At 59.7% G+C, this 427-nt stretch carries 1 pseudogene; it reads left to right on the plus strand.

What is annotated here, in order from left to right:
- A pseudogene (locus tag AC1EJR_RS27355) lies at positions 1 to 427 on the plus strand (hypothetical protein); the annotation flags it as partial.

Raw genomic sequence — 427 nt, forward strand, 5'->3', positions numbered from 1 at the left:
TGAAGGAGATGAAGGAGAGCCTCGGGCTGAACTACACCGAGGACACGCTCCAGGACGACATCCACACCCGGTTTATCAAGGAAAAGAAGGGCTTCGGCATCATCGGCCAGATTGTGGCGATGGTGGCGGCGGTGGCGATTTCGATTGTTACGGCGGGTGCGGGGGCGGCGCTGATGGGTGTGGCCATGGCCCAGATGACGGTCGCGCAGGCGATGATTGCCGTGGCCATCGATGCGGCTATCTMCKCCACGTTGTCGAGCATGGTKAGCCAGGTKATCACAACAGGCTCGTTGAACATCGGCGCGGCGCTGAAGGCGGGCGTTGTGTCTGGCATGACAGCTGGGGCGACCCGAGGCATTACAGCGGGAATTAACCTCGGWGACACCGGTATTGGTAGCTTTTGCGACAATCTTGCCCAAGGTAATTG

Source organism: Cupriavidus sp. 05T42 (genome assembly GCF_056396345.1).